Below are 16582 nucleotides of genomic sequence, written 5' to 3'. Positions count from 1 at the left end.
GCTTAGGCTCCTTCGCCGTCTTCGCCCACTAAAATTGTGGCGTCGTTGACATAATAATAAGGGGGGATCACCAAGTTCAATGGCGCAGGAACGCTTTTGAAAACGCGACCGGCCATATCAAACTTGGAACCGTGACAAGGGCAGAAGAAACCAGAGGTCACTCCCTGAACCTGCTCACCAAAGGTATCTTGCAAGTAAGTAGGTGAGCACCCAAGGTGGGTACAAATCCCTACGGTCACGAGTAATTCAGGTTTGATCGAGCGATATGCGTTTTGTGCATAGTCTGGCTGTTGTGGCTCAGCGGAATCGGGATCCCGTAACTGATCATCAAGCTTAGTCAGCGAATCAAGCGTCTCTTGGTTACGACGGACCACCCATACGGGCTTACCACGCCACTCTACTCGGATTAACTGACCCGGTTCAACTTTGCTCACATCTACTTCTACAGGTGCCCCGGCAGCTTTCGCTTTTGCGCTGGGATTCCAAGAAGCAATAAAAGGTACCGCGGCAAAAGCAGCTCCAACCCCACCCACGACTGTGGTTGACCAGGTTAGAAATCTGCGGCGACCGGTATTAACTGGCGCATTGCTCATCCAAAAACTCTCCCATTTGGTCTCCGCGCGTTTATAGTTCGTTCCATGCTTCGAGACGGCTTGTGACAACTGCGGCGGATATTATGGTTTCAATTGCCACAAAAACCCTGAAATTCTAAAGAAAAACGCCTTCTTTTACAAGGTCGGGGGAAGTGGCAGTAAATGATTTCTTATAATATTATTTTTTATTTAAAACAACGTTTTACTAGCAACAGAAAATTATTTTTGCAGATATAAAAAAGCCCGGGTAAACCCCGGGCTTTTGTTGTAAAACGCCGTCCCAATTAACGCTTGGAGAACTGAGGACGCTTACGTGCTTTATGCAGACCAACTTTCTTACGCTCAACTTTACGAGCGTCACGGGTAACGAAGCCCGCTTTACGCAGAGAAGCGCGCAGGGTTTCGTCGAATTGCATCAGGGCACGTGTAATGCCGTGACGAATTGCGCCAGCCTGACCAGAAATACCACCACCAGAAACAGTGATGTATAGATCAAATTTTTCGGTCATTTCAACCAGCTCTAAAGGCTGACGAACTACCATACGGGCAGTTTCGCGGCCAAAGTACTGATCCAAAGAACGTTTGTTAATTACGATATTGCCGCTACCCGGCTTCACGAATACTCGTGCAGTTGAGCTTTTACGACGACCAGTACCGTAGTATTGAGTTTCTGCCATTTGCCTAATCCCGCCTTAGATGTCCAGTACTTGAGGTTGTTGCGCCGCGTGGTTGTGCTGCGCGCCCACAAAGACTTTCATCTTGCGGAACATAGCACGACCCAGTGGGCCACGAGGCAGCATGCCGCGAACGGCAGACTCAATGACCATCTCTGGCTTGCGTACAATCAGCTTTTCGAAAGTGATTGATTTCAAACCACCCGGAAAACCGGAGTGAGAATAGTAAATTTTGCCTTCGGCTTTATTACCGGTTACCTGAATTTTCTCAGCATTTACTACAACGATGTAATCGCCACAGTCAACGTGCGGAGTATATTCCGGCTTATGCTTACCACGCAGACGAAGCGCAATCTCAGAGGCCAAACGACCCAGAGTTTTGCCTTCTGCATCAACAACATACCAGTCACGCTTTACGGTTTCTGGCTTAGCAACAAAAGTTTTCATGGATAAACCCAAAATACTTAAATGAATTATACACTTGCGCACTTGCGCAAAACACGAGCAAACACATACCCCTTCGAGTATTAGTCTGTTTACAGTGATGCCGTCCGTTAGACAGCGGTGTAACGTGGGCAAGGCGATTATAGGTAAAGTTGCCGTAATAATCACCTACTAATTTCAATGCCCATTAAAATTAATCGGTTCGCCCTGCCCCTTCCCAATATCATGCCCTGATACGGGGGCGCATATTTTGACATTCTACCCCTGCTAAAGAAAGGGAATTCTGCTTAAAACAGCAGCGCCTAACACCCAGTACTAGAGAACGAAGATTTTTTGCCACGCAAGAACACGGAATCCACGGAAAAATAGGGAGCAGCTCTGATAAGGCCAACACAGCAAAGATTTTTATTGGTAAGAGCTCGAATCCTAGAAACCCTTATCTTAGGTAAAAAATATTGGACCGTTTTAGCCCTTACCATTAAATAATCACTTTTCGCTGTTATCTTTTTCCGTGGATTCCGTGGCAGATCTGGGTTTATGTCTAAGCTGGGTGCTTGGCGTTGTTAGTTAAGGCTATGGCAAGTGCTCTCTGGCTAGATATTCGTGGGATTGCATTTCAATCAGTCGTGACAAACAGCGTTGAAACTCAAATTCGAGCAGCCCGGAGTGATAAAGATCCTTCATGGGCACCGCCGCCGAGAAGATTAACTTAACGCGCCGTTCGTAAAACTCATCCACCAAGGCAATAAAGCGCCGCGCCGCATCGCTGGTCTCAGGGCCCATCGCCCTTACATTAGCCACTATGATGGTGTGATAACGCCGCGCCAGCTCAATATAATCAAGCTGAGAGCGTGGGGTACAGCACAACTCTTCATAATCTATATAGAGTACGCCCGCGCCCTCGGCTATGGTCATCAAGGGTCTGTGATTAACGTGAATTTCCTGCTCCCAGCGCGCATCACCCAAACTTAGGCTGGCAAAATACTCCGCCAACGCAGCCGTCGCCTCAGCCGATAATGGCCAATGATAAAGATTGGCCTGTTGCAGGGTGCGCAGCCGATAATCAACACCTGAGTCTACATTTACCACGCTGCAATGCTGTTTAATCAGCGCTATAGCCGGTAAGAAGCGCGTTCTTTGCAAGCCATTGCGATAGAGCTCGTCAGGAGGAATGTTAGAGGTGGCCACTAAAATCATGCCCTCAGCAAACAAATACTCAAACAAGGTGCCCAAAATCATGGCGTCAGTGATGTCGGAGACAAAAAACTCATCGAAACAAATAATGCGCGCTTGTTTGGCTAAGTTGGCGGCCACCACTTTTAGCGGATCCACTTGTCCGTTCAAGCTTTGCAGCTCTGTATGCACTCGCTGCATAAAATGATGGAAGTGCACTCTGAGTTTATTATCAAAGGGCAAACAATCATAAAAGGTATCCATCAAGTAGGTTTTACCACGCCCTACGCCGCCCCAAAAATACAGGCCAGTGATGGTCTCAACAGGCGGAGCGGGTTGACGGGTAAGCTGCTGCCAAAAACTTGGCCGAGGTGTAGGCAACACTGGGAGTAGCAACTTATCATATAAACGCTGTAAATGGCGTACCGCCAATTGCTGGGCGCTGTCTTCAACAAAGTCGGCACGCTGCAAATCGGCCTGATATCGTTCACTGGGGCTCATGGCAGAATGATTACCGCTATCATGGAACATGGCAGGCTAGTGTACTGGCTAGGTTACGCTTTGAGCAAGTAACGGGAGCCAAAGCAGGGGCAGCTAAGCACAAGTGCTTGATCTTATGAAGATATGGGCTTGAACTGAAGAATAATGCCACCATTTAATAGCGTTGAGCTTAAATATTAGCTCAGCCTTCGGAACTCTTATGGACCTACAGAGGTCTGCATAAGTCTGAATATTCATTTTTCTTGTCGCATTATTTGACCGTATTTATAGATCTTATTAATAGACAATTAGGAGCATCTGTATGAAATCTCGACTCCCTTTGGTGTCAGCTTTGGCACTGAGTATTGGCTTAGCCGTCATACCCGCCGCCCAAGCGGCATTGCCCTTGGCGGCGGGTAGCGATATTCGCAGCCTAGCCCCGGTGCTGGAAAAAGTGACCCCTGCGGTGGTCAATATCTCTGTGTCTGGTAATAAAGTCAGTCGGCAAGTGTTGCCCGAGCCGTTTCGCTTCTTCTTTGGGCCCGAGATGCAGGGTGAACAGGTACAAGAACGTCCGTTTCAAGCACTCGGGTCAGGCGTAATTGTTGATGCTAAAAAAGGCTATGTAATCACCAATAATCACGTAATCTCTGATGCAGATAAAATCCTGATAACCTTGATGGATGGTCAAGAATACGAAGCCGAATTAATTGGCGGCGATAAACAAAGCGATATCGCCCTATTAAAGGTAGATGCCAAAGATTTAGTCGAAATCGAATTTGCCGACTCAGATCAGCTGCGAGTCGGTGACTTTGCCATTGCCATCGGCAACCCCTTTGGCCTCGGCCAAACCGTGACTTCCGGCATTATCAGCGCCTTGGGCCGCTCTGGCTTAAATGTCGAAAATCTTGAAAACTTTATTCAAACCGATGCCGCTATTAACTCCGGCAACTCAGGCGGCGCCCTGCTCGATCTGGAAGGTAAGCTGGTGGGCATTAATACCGCCATCTTAGGCCCCAACGGCGGCAATATCGGCATCGGCTTTGCGATTCCTGCCAATATGGTGAAAAGCCTGACGGAACAGATCATTGAATACGGCGAAGTGCGCCGTGGCGTGCTGGGCGTGATGGGCGGCGAGCTAACTTCTGAACTGGCACGCACCTTTGGCTATCGTAGCCAGCACGGGGCTTTCGTCAGTCAGGTAATCGAAGACTCTTCCGCTGATAAAGCGGGCTTAAAAGCCGGTGACATTATTATCAGCTTAGATAATAAACCGGTGCGCTCTTTTAGCGAGTTACGCGCTAAAGTCGCCACTATGGGCGCCGATAAAACCGTGAACTTAGGCATATACCGCGACGGTAAAAAGCAAGAAATTGAAGTGACTTTGGCCCGCGCCGAAGACGAAAATGTTGCCGCCAACACCTTAAACGAATCACTCGAAGGCGCGACGCTGGCCAAAGCCGAGACCAAAGATGGCGTGAAAGGTGTGAAAGTGACCGAGGTGGCACCGCGCTCGCCGGCGGCCATGTCTGGGCTGGAAAAAGGTGATGTTATTATCGGCGTTAACCGTAAGCGGATAAAAAATATCGCCCAATTACGCAAGATAATAGAAGCAAAACCTGACGTGATAGCACTGAATATTCAGCGTGGTAACTCTTCTTTGTATTTAGTATTGAGATAGAACAGCGCCGAGCGCCCAGAACCAAGCTAATCCCTACCACGGCGGTTAAATAATGGTAAAAATTAAAAGCAGCGTTTAGCGCTGCTTTTTTATGTTCGCTAAGCGTTAGCTTTGTGTACCAAAACTGGCGCTGCACCTACAAAAACCATCTGATACCCTATACAGCACTGAGATGTGCACGGCTTTTATCTTTAGCTGACAGCTTGAGTTCCCGCTTTGCTCCCAATGAATTTCTTTATGTTATGCTGTAACTCTTTTGTTAACAGCCAAATTCTCTATGCGCTTACTTGCACCGCTAAAGTTTATTGTTCAGGCCGTTGCCTTCGGGATACTGATGGCGTTATTGCTATTGGTGGTGTTCCCGCAACTTAAGACTCAGCCTTTTGAACATTGGTGGCGCAACCAACAGGTGGGCGTCTCCAGCTTCTCCTATGCGGCCAACCGTGCCGGCCCCGCCGTGGTCAATATTTACACTCGCAGTTTTCAGCGCGGCGATGCCGCACCCGAGCTAAGCTCCACCAGTTTAGGCTCAGGCGTGATCATGACCGACCAAGGTTATGTGTTAACAAATTATCATGTGATCGCCGACGCGGATCAGGTAATAGTGGCGCTGCAAGATGGCCGCATTCTTAACGGCGAAGTCACCGGCTTTGATGTACCCACGGATTTAGCGGTGTTAAAGATTAGTGCCGAGCAATTACCGGTGATCCCACAAGACAATGAACTGGCGCCGCAAGTGGGCGATATTGTACTGGCTATCGGCAACCCTTATAACGTGGGGCAAACCATTACCCAAGGCATTATTAGTGCCACGGGCCGCTCTGGCTTATCGAGCATGGGGCCAGACAGCAATGGCCGCCAAGACTTACTGCAAACCGACGCCGCCATTAATGCCGGTAACTCCGGCGGCGCGCTCATTAACGTCTACGGGGAAATCGTCGGTATTAATACCGCCTCTTTTCAAAGCTTGGCCCATCAAGAAAGCTACGGTATTAACTTTGCTATTCCCTACGCGTTAGCCCAGCGCATTATGCAAGAGCTGATCAGCCACGGCCGCGTGATCCGCGGTTACTTAGGTATAAGCGGTGCCGATATACCGCCGCTAATGGCGCAATTACTGAAAATGGGTGAGCGTACCGGCTTATTTGTAGAAGGCATTAACGAAACCGGCCCTGCCGCCAAGGCCGGTATCTTGGTCGAGGATGTGTTACTGAAATTAGACGGTGAGCCGATTCGTAATACTCGTCACGCCATGGATATGATTGCCGAAACCAAGCCTGGCAGCACTATAATCGCCACCGTGCTGCGCCAAGGTAAACTGATGACCTTACCCATTAATATTGAAGAAGATAAACGTTTTCAGCGCTTGCGCTGAGCGTGTAGGGTCGAATTTATTCGACCAAATATGATGCCAGACATTAAAGAGGTCGAATGAATTCGACCCTACAGAAGATAAAAAAGGGGTTAGATGCAAAGCACCTAACCCCTTTTTTGATCTTAGCTGACCGCTTAAAGCTAAGTATTAGCCTTTAATGCGCTCTATCTTGCCGCCGAGGGCAGACAGTTTATCTTCGATCACTTCATAGCCGCGGTCGATATGATAAATCCGGTCCACAAAGGTGGTGCCTTCGGCTACAAAGCCGGCCAGCACTAAGCTTGCAGAAGCGCGCAGATCCGTGGCCATAACAGTGGCACCGGTGAGCTGCTCGGTATCGCCACAGATCGCCATATTACCGTGTAATTCAATGCTGGCACCCATGCGGTTTAGCTCAGGCACGTGCATAAAACGGTTTTCAAAGATGGTTTCAGTCACATGACCCACGCCTTTGGCGACCGCATTCAGCACAGTAAACTGGGCTTGCATATCGGTTGGGAAAGCCGGGTAAGGCGCGGTTTTAATGTCCACCGGTTTCAATACTCGGTCGGTCATGTTGAGACGGATCCAGTCTGCACCGGTAGTAATCTCGGCACCCGCTTCTTTGAGCTTCACCAGTACCGCTTCTAGCAGATGCGGATCTGTGTTGTGACAGGTCACATCACCACCGGTGACAGCCGCGCCCACCAAGAAGGTACCCGTTTCGATACGATCCGGTTGCACGCGATACTCACCGCCATGCAAGGCTTCTACGCCATCGATAATTAGCGTGTCTTGGCCTATGCCTTGAATTTTGGCACCCAGTGCATTTAAGAAGTTGGCTAAGTCCACTACTTCTGGCTCACGGGCCGCGTTCTCAATGGTGGTACGGCCTTCGGCTAATACCGCAGCCATCATCAGGTTTTCGGTGCCGGTCACGCTCACCATGTCCATCAGGATGTGCGCGCCTTTTAAGCGACCATCAACGCGGGCTTTAATGTAGCCATCAACCACGTTAATTTCCGCGCCCATTTGCTCCAGACCGTGAATGTGTAAATTCACCGGACGGGCACCTATGGCACAACCGCCGGGCAAAGACACATCTGCCTGTCCAAAGCGCGCCACTAATGGCCCCAAGGCCAAGATAGAGGCTCGCATGGTGCGCACTAGCTCATAAGGGGCGATATGGCTGTTCACGGCGCCAGAAATCACGTAGCTGTCATCTTGCTCCGCTACCGTTAAGCCCATGGAGGCCAACAGTTGCAGCGTGGTGTCTACGTCTTTCAGTTTTGGCACGTTCGACAAGGTGATCGCTTGGTCACACAACAAGGTGCCAAATAAGATCGGCAAAGCCGCATTTTTAGCGCCAGAAATAGTGACATCGCCGGCTAGCCGACAAGGGCCTTGTATTTTAAATTTGTCCATCTTGATTCCCGCTTAGGAAGGCATAATAAATTTTCGTTCCCGAGCCCATTGCTCAGGGGTAAAGGTCTTCACGGTCAGGGCATGAATGGTATTTTCGGCAATCAATTCCCGTAATGGACCATTAATGGACTGCTGCCGCTTAAGGCGGCTCATGTCGGCAAAATCAGCTGACACCGCAATCACGTTAAAGTGACTGCCTTCGCTCTTGATATACACTTCGTCCAAGCTCAAGGCTTGGCGCAATAACTGTTCTACTTGTTCATTAATACTTTGTTGAGTAGTACTGGATTCATTCAGGCTCATTTTGGCTCTCGACAAGGTTATCGGTCGGCGCAAAAAATTCACCGACGCCATATAAATCGGCCAGCGGATAAAAACTCGCTGGCGGCGTAGACAGCGTTAATGGCCGCGCATCCGCGGCCAACGACTGACTCCACTGTACCAAAAACGCCAAGCCAATTGAGTCAATCTCACGCACTGCGCTTAAGTCTGCTTTATTTTGGCTAAACAGCTCGGCACGCTGAGCCCAATATGTGGGCAATTGCGCTTTAGTTAATGGCAGGGTTAATGGCTGGCTCAATTTCATTCTTTACGTTCCAGCGCCGTCACCGGCTTATTGGTGTGCGCCAATAAGTCTTGAGTAACGTTATCGATGCCTTTTTGACGGATAAGACCGCTCAACTCAGACTGCTTAGCAGACAGCAAACTAATGCCCTCGGCTATCATATCAAACACCTTCCACTCGCCGGTGCGGTTGTTTTTACGCAGTTTAAATTCAAGGTTAATGGTCGGTTTATTCGGCTCTAACACGCTAACCGGAATAGACACCAACTGGTCGTCTTTACCCACGTTACCTTTGCCAATATCTAAAGTTTGCTGGTCATAGGCGGCTAAGGCATCCGCATAGGTCACTACTAAGTACTCACTAAAAGCATTCACAAACGCATCACGCTGGGCCGGTGTAGTGTTGTTGAGCTGCTTGCCTATCACGCGAAACGCCGAAAAGCGCACATCCACGCCGGGCAGCATTTCTTCACGCACTATGGTGCGTAAGTATTTAGGGTCGGCTTTGATCTGGCGTTGTTCGCTGTTCAGTCGATCAAAGGTGTTTTGTGCGACCTCAGTCATCAGCTGGTAAGGTTCGTTCAATGTCAACGCACTGACTAAGGGCGCCCAAGTACCTGCTAGGACTAATAGTCCTGATATTAATAATTTTTTCATGCATTGCTCCTAAGCATTTGTGGTGGCTTATTTATCACCAATTGAATATATGAACTTACCGATCAACTCTTCCAGTACCAAGGCTGATTGAGTGTCGCCAATAAAATCACCATCCTTGAGCATGCCAATACCCATATCTTCATCAATAAAGCCTGGGCTTAACGCCAGATACTGCTCGCCTAACAGGCCAGAAGTTTGAATGGCGGCGGTACTACTTTGTGAGAATTCTCCCGCATTGCTATTCACGCTTAAGGTCACCACTGGGGTTTGATCTTTGGCGTCCAAGCTAATGTTACTCACGCGCCCCACCACCACGCCCCCGACTTTGACTGGCGAGCGGGCTTTTAAGCCACCAATATTATCGAACTTAGCATAGAGGGTATAACTTTCTCCTTGGCCTTGTACATTAATGCCCGCCACTTTAAAAGCGAGTAAAAGTAAGGCGCCAATTCCGGCTAACATAAAGCAGCCAACACTGAATTCCAGTTTGCTGTATTTCATCACTATTTATCCAAACATAACGACGGTGAGCACGAAATCTAGCCCCAATACCGCCAAAGAAGAATGAACCACGGTACGCGTCGTGGCCTGACTGATGCCGGCCGCCGTGGGCTTAGCATCATAACCGTTAAACAAAGCAATCCAGGTTACTACCAAGGCAAACACCATCGTCTTGATAAAGCCTTGCATAATGTCTTGTTTAAAATCTACTGCCGCTTGCATGGCCGACCAAAAACCGCCGGCATCAACGCCTAACCAATCTACGCCCACCAGCTTGGCACCCCAGATACCCACTAGGCTAAACATCAGCGCTAACAGCGGCATGCTGATCATGCCAGCCCAAAAACGCGGCGCGACGACGCGACGCAGTGGGTCAACACCCATCATTTCCAGGCTAGATAACTGCTCGGTGCTTTTCATTAAGCCAAGCTCAGCCGTTAACGCAGAGCCCGCACGACCCGCAAACAGCAAACCGGTCACCACAGGGCCTAATTCGCGTAGTAAAGATAAAGATACTAATGGCCCCAGCATGCCCTCAGCACCAAAGTCTACCAAGACGTTGTAGCCTTGTAGCGCCAGCACCATGCCGATAAACAGACCGGATACCAAGATAATGGCCACCGACTGCACACCCACTACGTATAATTGCTCAACCAGCAATGGAAAATGTTTCTTCGGTCGTGGCTTACCAATGAGGGCCTGCACCAACATGATGCCAGCGCGCCCACCAGAAGTAAGGCTGGCCACGCCTTGGCGGCCGAGGCGACCTATAACATTAATTAACATGGCCTAACGACTCCCTAAATGACGGTGCGGGATAATGAAATGCTACTGGCCCATCCGCCTGACCTTCTAAAAACTGTACCAATTGCGCGTCTGTGCTGTGGCGCAGCTCATCAGGGGTGCCGGCGGCAATCACCTTTTTATTGGCAATCACGTAGGCATAATCGGCAATGCCCAGCGCCTCGTCTACATCGTGGGTTACCACAATCGAGGTTAAACCTTGGGCTTTATTTAGCTCGGCGATAAGCTTTACCAGTACCGCCATGCTGATTGGATCCTGACCGGCAAAAGGCTCATCGTACATGATTAACTCGGGATCATGGGCAATGGCGCGGGCCAAGGCCACACGGCGAGCCATGCCACCGGACAACTCAGCAGGCATTAAATCTGCCGCACCGCGCAAGCCCACCGCTTCTAGTTTCATCATCACTAGTGTGTGGATCATGGCTTCAGGAAAGCCACTGTGCTCGCGCAGCGAAAAAGCCACGTTATCGAACACCGACATACCGGTAAACAGCGCGCCACTTTGAAATAACATGCCCATGCGCTGGCGTTGTTCATATAAACGCGCCCGGCCCATCTTGGGAATGGACTGACCATCAAATAGGATTTCACCGCTGCTGGGTTTAATCTGGCCGCCAATCAGGCGCAGCATGGTGGTTTTACCGATGCCGCTGGGGCCCATAATGGCGGTAATTTTACCTTTAGGGATCTGCAAACTGATGCCATCGTATAAGGTTCGCTCACCATGGCTAAAGCAGAGATCCTTTATTTCAACAAGGTTCTGGCTCAAACGGATTCCCCAATGAAAAGAAGGAATTGTATGGCTTCCCCGTGAGATCGGCAACTCAAAAGCACTGAACATCCAGCGCCAAGCGCCCAGCCCTGACGCTCGCATGCCTTTATAGCGCCCCCCTCACGCCTCCCCTAACGGTATTTAGTCGCTTATCGCCACCGGCTTTTCTATAATGGCACAGCCTTAAGCTCGGAGAACGCCATGACTGTTGAATTTGACTACCAAGAAACCGCCCGACGCGTGCTGGATATTGAAAAGGCGGCCATAGACGGCCTTTATCAATATTTAGATCACACCTTTACTCTGGCCTGCCAATTAATCTTTGACTGCCCAGGTAAAATTATCGTCACCGGTATGGGCAAGTCGGGGCACATTGCTCATAAAATTGCCGCCACCTTGGCCAGCACCGGCACGCCGGCGTTTTTTATGCATCCGGGAGAAGCCAGTCATGGGGATCTGGGCATGATCGGCAAACAAGATGTGGTGCTGGCTTTGTCTAACTCCGGCGAGAGCAGTGAAATTATCTCGCTGCTGCCGGTGCTTAAACGCCGCGCCATTCCCTTGATCTGCCTAACCGGTAACATCAACTCCACCATGGCCCGTGAAGCCAATGTGCATTTATGCACTCGAGTCGAGCAAGAAGCTTGCCCACTAGGTTTAGCGCCTACCGCCAGCACCACAGCAGCCTTAGTGATGGGCGACGCACTAGCCGTCTCTTTATTAGAAGCACGCGGCTTTACCGCCAACGACTTTGCCCTTAGCCACCCGGGCGGCGCCTTAGGTAAACGCTTACTGCTGCGTGTGAGCGACCTAATGCATAAAGAACATCTGGTGCCTAAAGTAGGCCTTAGCACGCTGATCATAGATGCGCTGCTGGAGATTGGTCGCAGCGGCTTGGGCTTTACTGCGGTCGTAGATGACCAACAAAAGTTGGCCGGTGTCTATACGGATGGCGACTTGCGTCGTACGCTGGATCAAAAAATTGATGTCCACACCACCACTATCGATCAAGTGATGAGTGCTAAGTGCACCACAGTGCATGCCAATATGTTGGCCGCAGAAGCGGTACAATTAATGGAAGAAAAGAAAATTAGCGGCCTCTTAGTGCTCGATGACGAGCAACACCCGATAGGCGCCTTTAATATGCACGACTTATTACTGGCAGGAGTGATCTAATGGAACAATCTGCCCTTTATGGCCCCATTGACCGCAGCGTTTGGCTGCGCTTAAGCCAAATCCGGTTGCTGATTTGTGATGTGGACGGCGTGCTATCTGATGGCCTAATTTATTTAGGCAATCAAGGCGAAGAATTTAAAACCTTTAATACCAAAGACGGTTTTGGCATGAAAGCGCTGATCAATGCGGGCATAGAAGTGGCCATTATTACCGGTCGCGACTCACGCATCGTCGCGGATCGCATGGCAGCCCTTGGCGTTAAGCATGTCTATCAAGGCCAAAGTGATAAACGCCTTAGCTTTAACGCCTTGCTCACAGACTTAAACCTTAACGCTGAGCAAGTGGCCTACATTGGCGACGACGTGGTCGACTTAACGGTGATGGAACTATGTGGTTTAGGCGTTGCAGTTAGTGATGCCCATCCTTTAGTGCGCCAGCGGGCGGATTATGTGACGCAACTGGCAGGTGGCCGTGGTTGTGTGCGTGAACTGTGCGACCTTATGCTAGAAGCGCGCGGTATTTTGCATCTCGCCCAAGGCATGAGCGTATGAGCCGCCAGACGATCGCCTTTGGTGCCTTGTTTGTGCTGGGGTTAATTTGTTGGCAATGGTTTAAGCCGCTGAGCGACCAGCCCGCCAATCAACAAGACTATCAGCCTGATTTTATTGCTAAAAATCTACAAAGTGTGCAATACAATCAACTAGGCTTGCCCTATCGTGGCTTAACCGCCGAGTATGCTGAGCACTACGAACCGCTGACCATGACCATAATGGAAAAACCTGTTATCTTGCTCTATTCCCCTGATGGTAAGCCTCAATGGCAGCTCAGTGGTGACGAGGGCATGATCAACACCAATGACAATGCCATCTTAAATGGCAGCGTGGTGGGCAAAGGTCTGCAGCCAGATGCGGTGATCAAGACCCTGAATACCGAATATCTGGAACTGGATTTTACAAATAATCAGCTACGCTCTAATCGAGCGGTAACACTGAGCAGCCCCAATTACCAGGCTACAGGCCTTGGGTTACTGGGACAGATTGATCAACAAACGGTGGAACTACTGCATGATACTCAGGCAACCTACACGACTCCTTAGCCTAGTTGGCCTATTAGCGCTGGGCATCAATGTGGCTGGCGCTAAAGAATCTGATTATAAAGAACCGGTCACCATAGACTCAGGCAGCCAGCTGGTAGAGCTGGCCTCAAATAAAGTGACCTTTACCGATAATGTGGTCGTGAAACAAGGCACCCTCGATGTGCGTGCCAGCAAGCTGGTGGTCACCCGTAACGACAAGGGCTTACAAACCATGACCGCCTACGGTTCACCGGCCACTTATTATCAGGTATTGGACAGCGGCCAGCCGGTGCAAGCCAAAGCCAAGCAGATCACCTACGACATTCGGACCCGCACTATTACGCTGCTCAAAGATGCCGAGCTTAAGCAAAATGACAACATAGTCACCGGTTATCGCATTCGCTACTACATCGATAAAGAACAGATGGAAGCCGAAGGCCAAGGCAGCTCGGGGCGGGTTAAAACTATCTTCTTGCCCGAGCAGCTGCAGAATATGAATAACAAAGAGGCTAAACCCTGATCATGGCGACCTTAAAAGCGCGCGGATTACAAAAAAGTTATAAAGGCCGCCAAGTGGTGGCTGATGTTAGCCTTACCGTCAAAACTGGCCAAATCGTTGGTTTACTGGGCCCTAATGGTGCCGGCAAAACCACCTCTTTTTATATGATAGTGGGCTTAGTGCAGCGAGATGCGGGCAGCATTACTATTGATGATCAAGATATCAGTCATCAACCCATGCACGTGCGCGCCCGCTCCGGCATTGGCTATTTGCCCCAAGAAGCCTCTATTTTTCGCCGCTTAAGCGTGGCCAATAATATTATGGCGGTGCTCGAAACTCGTAAAAATTTAAGCGCCGTGGAGCGTGAAGAAAAGATGGAGCAGTTGCTCGAAGAATTTAATATCACCCATATTCGTGACAGCATGGGCATGAGCTTATCCGGTGGTGAACGCAGACGGGTCGAAATAGCCCGCGCGTTAGCCGCGGATCCGCGCTTTATTCTTTTGGATGAGCCCTTTGCCGGCGTCGACCCCATTTCGGTGTTAGATATCAAAAAAATTATCTTACATCTGCGGGATCGCGGCTTAGGCGTCTTGATCACCGATCATAACGTGCGTGAAACACTGGATGTATGCGAGCGGGCCTATATCGTTAGCCACGGTCACCGTATTGCTGCGGGCACCCCCGCTGAAATCTTAGCCAATGAGCAGGTGAAGAAAGTCTATTTGGGTGAGCAATTCAGCCTGTAGTTATTAAGCTTTGAGTTATTAAGTCTGTGGTTATTAAGCCTGTACTTATTAAACCTATGGTTTTTAAGGATAAGGTTATTCCGCCTGTAGGTGAATCGCGTTTATAGCGATGCCGCTAACCTCCTGTGCGCTTGAGATAAAAGGACTTTTGATGGATATGGAAGGACTTTTGGGAGGACTTTTTCTTTGTTAAAGCCAACTCTTCAATTACGTATGGGTCAGCAGCTGACCATGACGCCGCAGCTGCAACAGGCCATTCGCCTTTTGCAGCTGTCAACGCTAGAGCTGCAGCAAGAAATTCAATTGGCGCTAGAAAATAATCCGCTACTCGAGCAAGAAGAAGCCGAAGCGCTCGAGTATGACGACGCTGAACTCGAGCAGCAGCCCAGCAGCCCAGATGAGCAGCTGGCCACCGACAAAGCCATGGAACAGCACACTTTGTCTGACGAGATGCCCATGGACACCCAGTGGGATGATATTTATACCGCCTCGGCGGGCACCAGCGGCACCGGCGGCCTGCCCGCTGGGTTAGAAGACACCGTCTATCAAGGCGAAACCACCGAAACCCTGCAAGATTATCTGTTGTGGCAGATGCAGCTCACGCCCTTTAGCGAAACCGACCAAGCCATAGCGCTCGCCATTATCGATGCCATCGATGAAGCCGGTTATTTAAGCCTGGATATAGACGGCATTTTGGCGAGTGTCAGCGGTGGCGAGCAGCAGATAGAAGCCGACGAAATAGAGGCGGTACTGAAGCGTATTCAGCATTTTGATCCTCTAGGCGTGGCGGCGCGCAGCGTACAAGAATGTTTGCGTATTCAGCTGGAAGCCCTGCCCGTCACCACGCCTTGGTTAACCGAGGCACAGCTGCTGATTGAACAGCACATGGACTTACTGGGCAATCGCGACTATCGCACTTTGCAGCGCCTGACCAAGCTGAAAGAAGATGAGCTTAGAGATGTATTGGCCTTAATTCAGCAACTTGAACCTAGGCCTGGTAATAACCTGCTGCAACATGAATCTGAATATGTGATCCCTGATGTGGTGGTCACCAAACAGCAAGGGGTGTGGACCGCCGAGCTCAATATGGAGGCGCTGCCCAAGGTGCGGTTAAATCAAACCTATGCAGCCATGGGCCAGAGCAAACAAGGTAGCGACGGCCAGTTTATTCGCCAACATACCCAAGATGCGAAGTGGTTTATCAAAAGCTTAGAAAGCAGAAATGAGACCTTGCTCAAGGTTGCTAATTGTATTGTCGACCAACAACAGGCATTCTTTGAGTATGGAGCCGAGGCCATGAAACCCATGGTACTCAATCAAGTAGCGGAAGTGGTTGAGATGCACGAGTCGACTATTTCCCGCGTCACCACTCAAAAATTTCTGCATTCGCCCAAGGGTGTGTTTGAGTTAAAATATTTTTTCTCTAGCCATGTGGCTACCGAAAGTGGCGGAGAATGCTCTTCTACGGCGATTCGTGCCTTCATTAAGAAATTAGTCGGGGCAGAAAACCCGGTTAAGCCGTTGAGCGACAGTAAAATCGCACAATTATTAGCCGAACAGGGGATACAGGTGGCAAGACGGACCATAGCCAAGTATCGTGAGTCGTTGGCCATCCCCCCTTCCAATCAGCGCAAACGCCTGTTGTAAGGTGAACCAAGAAGGAAGACTTTATGCAAATAAATCTGACTGGCCACCATGTAGATATCACAGACTCATTACGTGACTATGTGCACAACAAATTCGCCAAGCTGGAACGTCATTTCGATAATATCACCATAGTGCATGTGGTACTGACGTTAGAAAAACTGCAGCAAATTGCCGAAGCCAAAATTAATCTGAGTGGAGGTGAGATTTTTGCCACTTGTCAGCAAGATGACATGTACGCTGCCATCGACGGTTTGTTTGACAAACTCGATCGCCAAGTTATTAAACACAAAGAGAAGCTGAAGCAAAAATAA

The 16582-nt window shown here is 49.7% G+C and carries 20 protein-coding genes; 9 read left to right on the top strand and 11 right to left on the bottom strand.

Annotated features, from left to right (window positions below; translation table 11 throughout):
- Nucleotides 1–2 precede the first annotated feature (2 nt).
- From petA to zapE, 4 genes are all read right to left on the bottom strand, one after another.
- Nucleotides 3–593, bottom strand: coding sequence for a ubiquinol-cytochrome c reductase iron-sulfur subunit (petA, locus tag CBP31_RS09720; RefSeq protein WP_087036790.1), 591 nt, complete (start codon nucleotides 591–593; stop codon nucleotides 3–5).
- A gap of 284 nt (nucleotides 594–877) precedes the next feature.
- Nucleotides 878–1270, bottom strand: coding sequence for a 30S ribosomal protein S9 (gene rpsI / locus CBP31_RS09715; protein WP_087036788.1), 393 nt, complete (start codon nucleotides 1268–1270; stop codon nucleotides 878–880).
- A gap of 15 nt (nucleotides 1271–1285) precedes the next feature.
- The gene (rplM, locus tag CBP31_RS09710) at nucleotides 1286–1714 is read right to left on the bottom strand and encodes a 50S ribosomal protein L13 (protein WP_087036787.1); all 429 of its coding nucleotides are present in this window, start codon (nucleotides 1712–1714) and stop codon (nucleotides 1286–1288) included.
- Nucleotides 1715–2284: 570 nt separating this feature from the next.
- Complete coding sequence (zapE, locus tag CBP31_RS09705) at nucleotides 2285–3415, bottom strand: cell division protein ZapE (protein ID WP_227874990.1); 1131 nt, start codon at nucleotides 3413–3415, stop codon at nucleotides 2285–2287.
- Between the two features lie 271 nt (nucleotides 3416–3686).
- Here zapE and CBP31_RS09700 point away from each other — a divergent pair, with 271 nt between their 5' ends.
- Together CBP31_RS09700 and degS are read left to right on the top strand one after the other, a co-directional pair.
- Nucleotides 3687–5045 (top strand): Do family serine endopeptidase, encoded by a 1359-nt coding sequence (locus tag CBP31_RS09700; protein ID WP_087036785.1) that lies wholly within the window; start codon nucleotides 3687–3689, stop codon nucleotides 5043–5045.
- A 277-nt stretch (nucleotides 5046–5322) separates the two neighbouring features.
- Nucleotides 5323–6420 (top strand): outer membrane-stress sensor serine endopeptidase DegS, encoded by a 1098-nt coding sequence (degS, locus tag CBP31_RS09695; protein ID WP_087036783.1) that lies wholly within the window; start codon nucleotides 5323–5325, stop codon nucleotides 6418–6420.
- A 147-nt stretch (nucleotides 6421–6567) separates the two neighbouring features.
- On the opposite strand, the gene murA is transcribed toward degS, so the two are convergent.
- The 7 genes from murA to CBP31_RS09660 are packed head-to-tail and all read right to left on the bottom strand — an operon-like array spanning nucleotide 6568 to nucleotide 11122.
- The gene (gene murA, locus CBP31_RS09690; RefSeq protein WP_087036782.1) at nucleotides 6568–7824 is read right to left on the bottom strand and encodes a UDP-N-acetylglucosamine 1-carboxyvinyltransferase; all 1257 of its coding nucleotides are present in this window, start codon (nucleotides 7822–7824) and stop codon (nucleotides 6568–6570) included.
- Between the two features lie 12 nt (nucleotides 7825–7836).
- Nucleotides 7837–8127 (bottom strand): BolA family protein, encoded by a 291-nt coding sequence (locus CBP31_RS09685; protein ID WP_087036780.1) that lies wholly within the window; start codon nucleotides 8125–8127, stop codon nucleotides 7837–7839.
- Nucleotides 8114–8410: an STAS domain-containing protein gene (locus CBP31_RS09680; RefSeq protein ID WP_087036778.1), complete on the bottom strand. Its 297-nt coding sequence runs from the start codon at nucleotides 8408–8410 to the stop codon at nucleotides 8114–8116. The genes CBP31_RS09685 and CBP31_RS09680 overlap by 14 nt, the downstream gene beginning before the upstream one ends.
- Nucleotides 8407–9045 carry a phospholipid-binding protein MlaC gene (mlaC, locus tag CBP31_RS09675; RefSeq protein WP_087036776.1) on the bottom strand — a complete coding sequence of 213 codons (639 nt, stop codon included), beginning with the start codon at nucleotides 9043–9045 and terminating at the stop codon, nucleotides 8407–8409. Before mlaC ends, CBP31_RS09680 begins: the two co-directional genes overlap by 4 nt.
- A 27-nt stretch (nucleotides 9046–9072) precedes the next feature.
- On the bottom strand, nucleotides 9073–9546 hold the full coding sequence (gene mlaD / locus CBP31_RS09670; RefSeq protein ID WP_087036774.1) for an outer membrane lipid asymmetry maintenance protein MlaD: 474 nt from the start codon (nucleotides 9544–9546) through the stop codon (nucleotides 9073–9075).
- A gap of 6 nt (nucleotides 9547–9552) precedes the next feature.
- Nucleotides 9553–10332 carry a lipid asymmetry maintenance ABC transporter permease subunit MlaE gene (mlaE, locus tag CBP31_RS09665; RefSeq protein WP_087036772.1) on the bottom strand — a complete coding sequence of 260 codons (780 nt, stop codon included), beginning with the start codon at nucleotides 10330–10332 and terminating at the stop codon, nucleotides 9553–9555.
- Nucleotides 10322–11122, bottom strand: a complete 801-nt coding sequence (locus tag CBP31_RS09660) for an ATP-binding cassette domain-containing protein (protein ID WP_227874989.1) — start codon at nucleotides 11120–11122, stop codon at nucleotides 10322–10324. Before CBP31_RS09660 ends, mlaE begins: the two co-directional genes overlap by 11 nt.
- A 204-nt stretch (nucleotides 11123–11326) precedes the next feature.
- On the opposite strand from CBP31_RS09660, the gene CBP31_RS09655 reads away from it, so the two are divergent.
- From CBP31_RS09655 to hpf, 7 genes are all read left to right on the top strand, one after another.
- On the top strand, nucleotides 11327–12301 hold the full coding sequence (locus CBP31_RS09655) for a KpsF/GutQ family sugar-phosphate isomerase (RefSeq protein ID WP_087036771.1): 975 nt from the start codon (nucleotides 11327–11329) through the stop codon (nucleotides 12299–12301).
- Nucleotides 12301–12852 carry a 3-deoxy-manno-octulosonate-8-phosphatase KdsC gene (gene kdsC / locus CBP31_RS09650; protein WP_087036768.1) on the top strand — a complete coding sequence of 184 codons (552 nt, stop codon included), beginning with the start codon at nucleotides 12301–12303 and terminating at the stop codon, nucleotides 12850–12852. The genes CBP31_RS09655 and kdsC overlap by 1 nt, the downstream gene beginning before the upstream one ends.
- On the top strand, nucleotides 12849–13397 hold the full coding sequence (lptC, locus tag CBP31_RS09645) for an LPS export ABC transporter periplasmic protein LptC (RefSeq protein WP_087036766.1): 549 nt from the start codon (nucleotides 12849–12851) through the stop codon (nucleotides 13395–13397). The genes kdsC and lptC overlap by 4 nt, the downstream gene beginning before the upstream one ends.
- Entirely contained in the window at nucleotides 13366–13896 is a 531-nt protein-coding gene (gene lptA, locus CBP31_RS09640) for a lipopolysaccharide transport periplasmic protein LptA (protein WP_087036764.1), read from the top strand. Before lptC ends, lptA begins: the two co-directional genes overlap by 32 nt.
- 2 nt (nucleotides 13897–13898) lie before the next feature.
- The gene (lptB, locus tag CBP31_RS09635; RefSeq protein ID WP_087036762.1) at nucleotides 13899–14624 is read left to right on the top strand and encodes an LPS export ABC transporter ATP-binding protein; all 726 of its coding nucleotides are present in this window, start codon (nucleotides 13899–13901) and stop codon (nucleotides 14622–14624) included.
- A gap of 186 nt (nucleotides 14625–14810) precedes the next feature.
- The gene (locus CBP31_RS09630; protein ID WP_227874988.1) at nucleotides 14811–16271 is read left to right on the top strand and encodes an RNA polymerase factor sigma-54; all 1461 of its coding nucleotides are present in this window, start codon (nucleotides 14811–14813) and stop codon (nucleotides 16269–16271) included.
- A 23-nt stretch (nucleotides 16272–16294) separates the two neighbouring features.
- Nucleotides 16295–16582 (top strand): ribosome hibernation promoting factor, encoded by a 288-nt coding sequence (gene hpf, locus CBP31_RS09625; RefSeq protein ID WP_087036758.1) that lies wholly within the window; start codon nucleotides 16295–16297, stop codon nucleotides 16580–16582.

Origin of the sequence: Oceanisphaera profunda (assembly GCF_002157895.1) — a bacterium.
Lineage (GTDB): Bacteria > Pseudomonadota > Gammaproteobacteria > Enterobacterales > Aeromonadaceae > Oceanimonas > Oceanimonas profunda.
The sequence above is the reverse complement of the archived record's forward strand: the minus strand, read 5'-3'. Positions and strand labels throughout refer to the sequence as shown.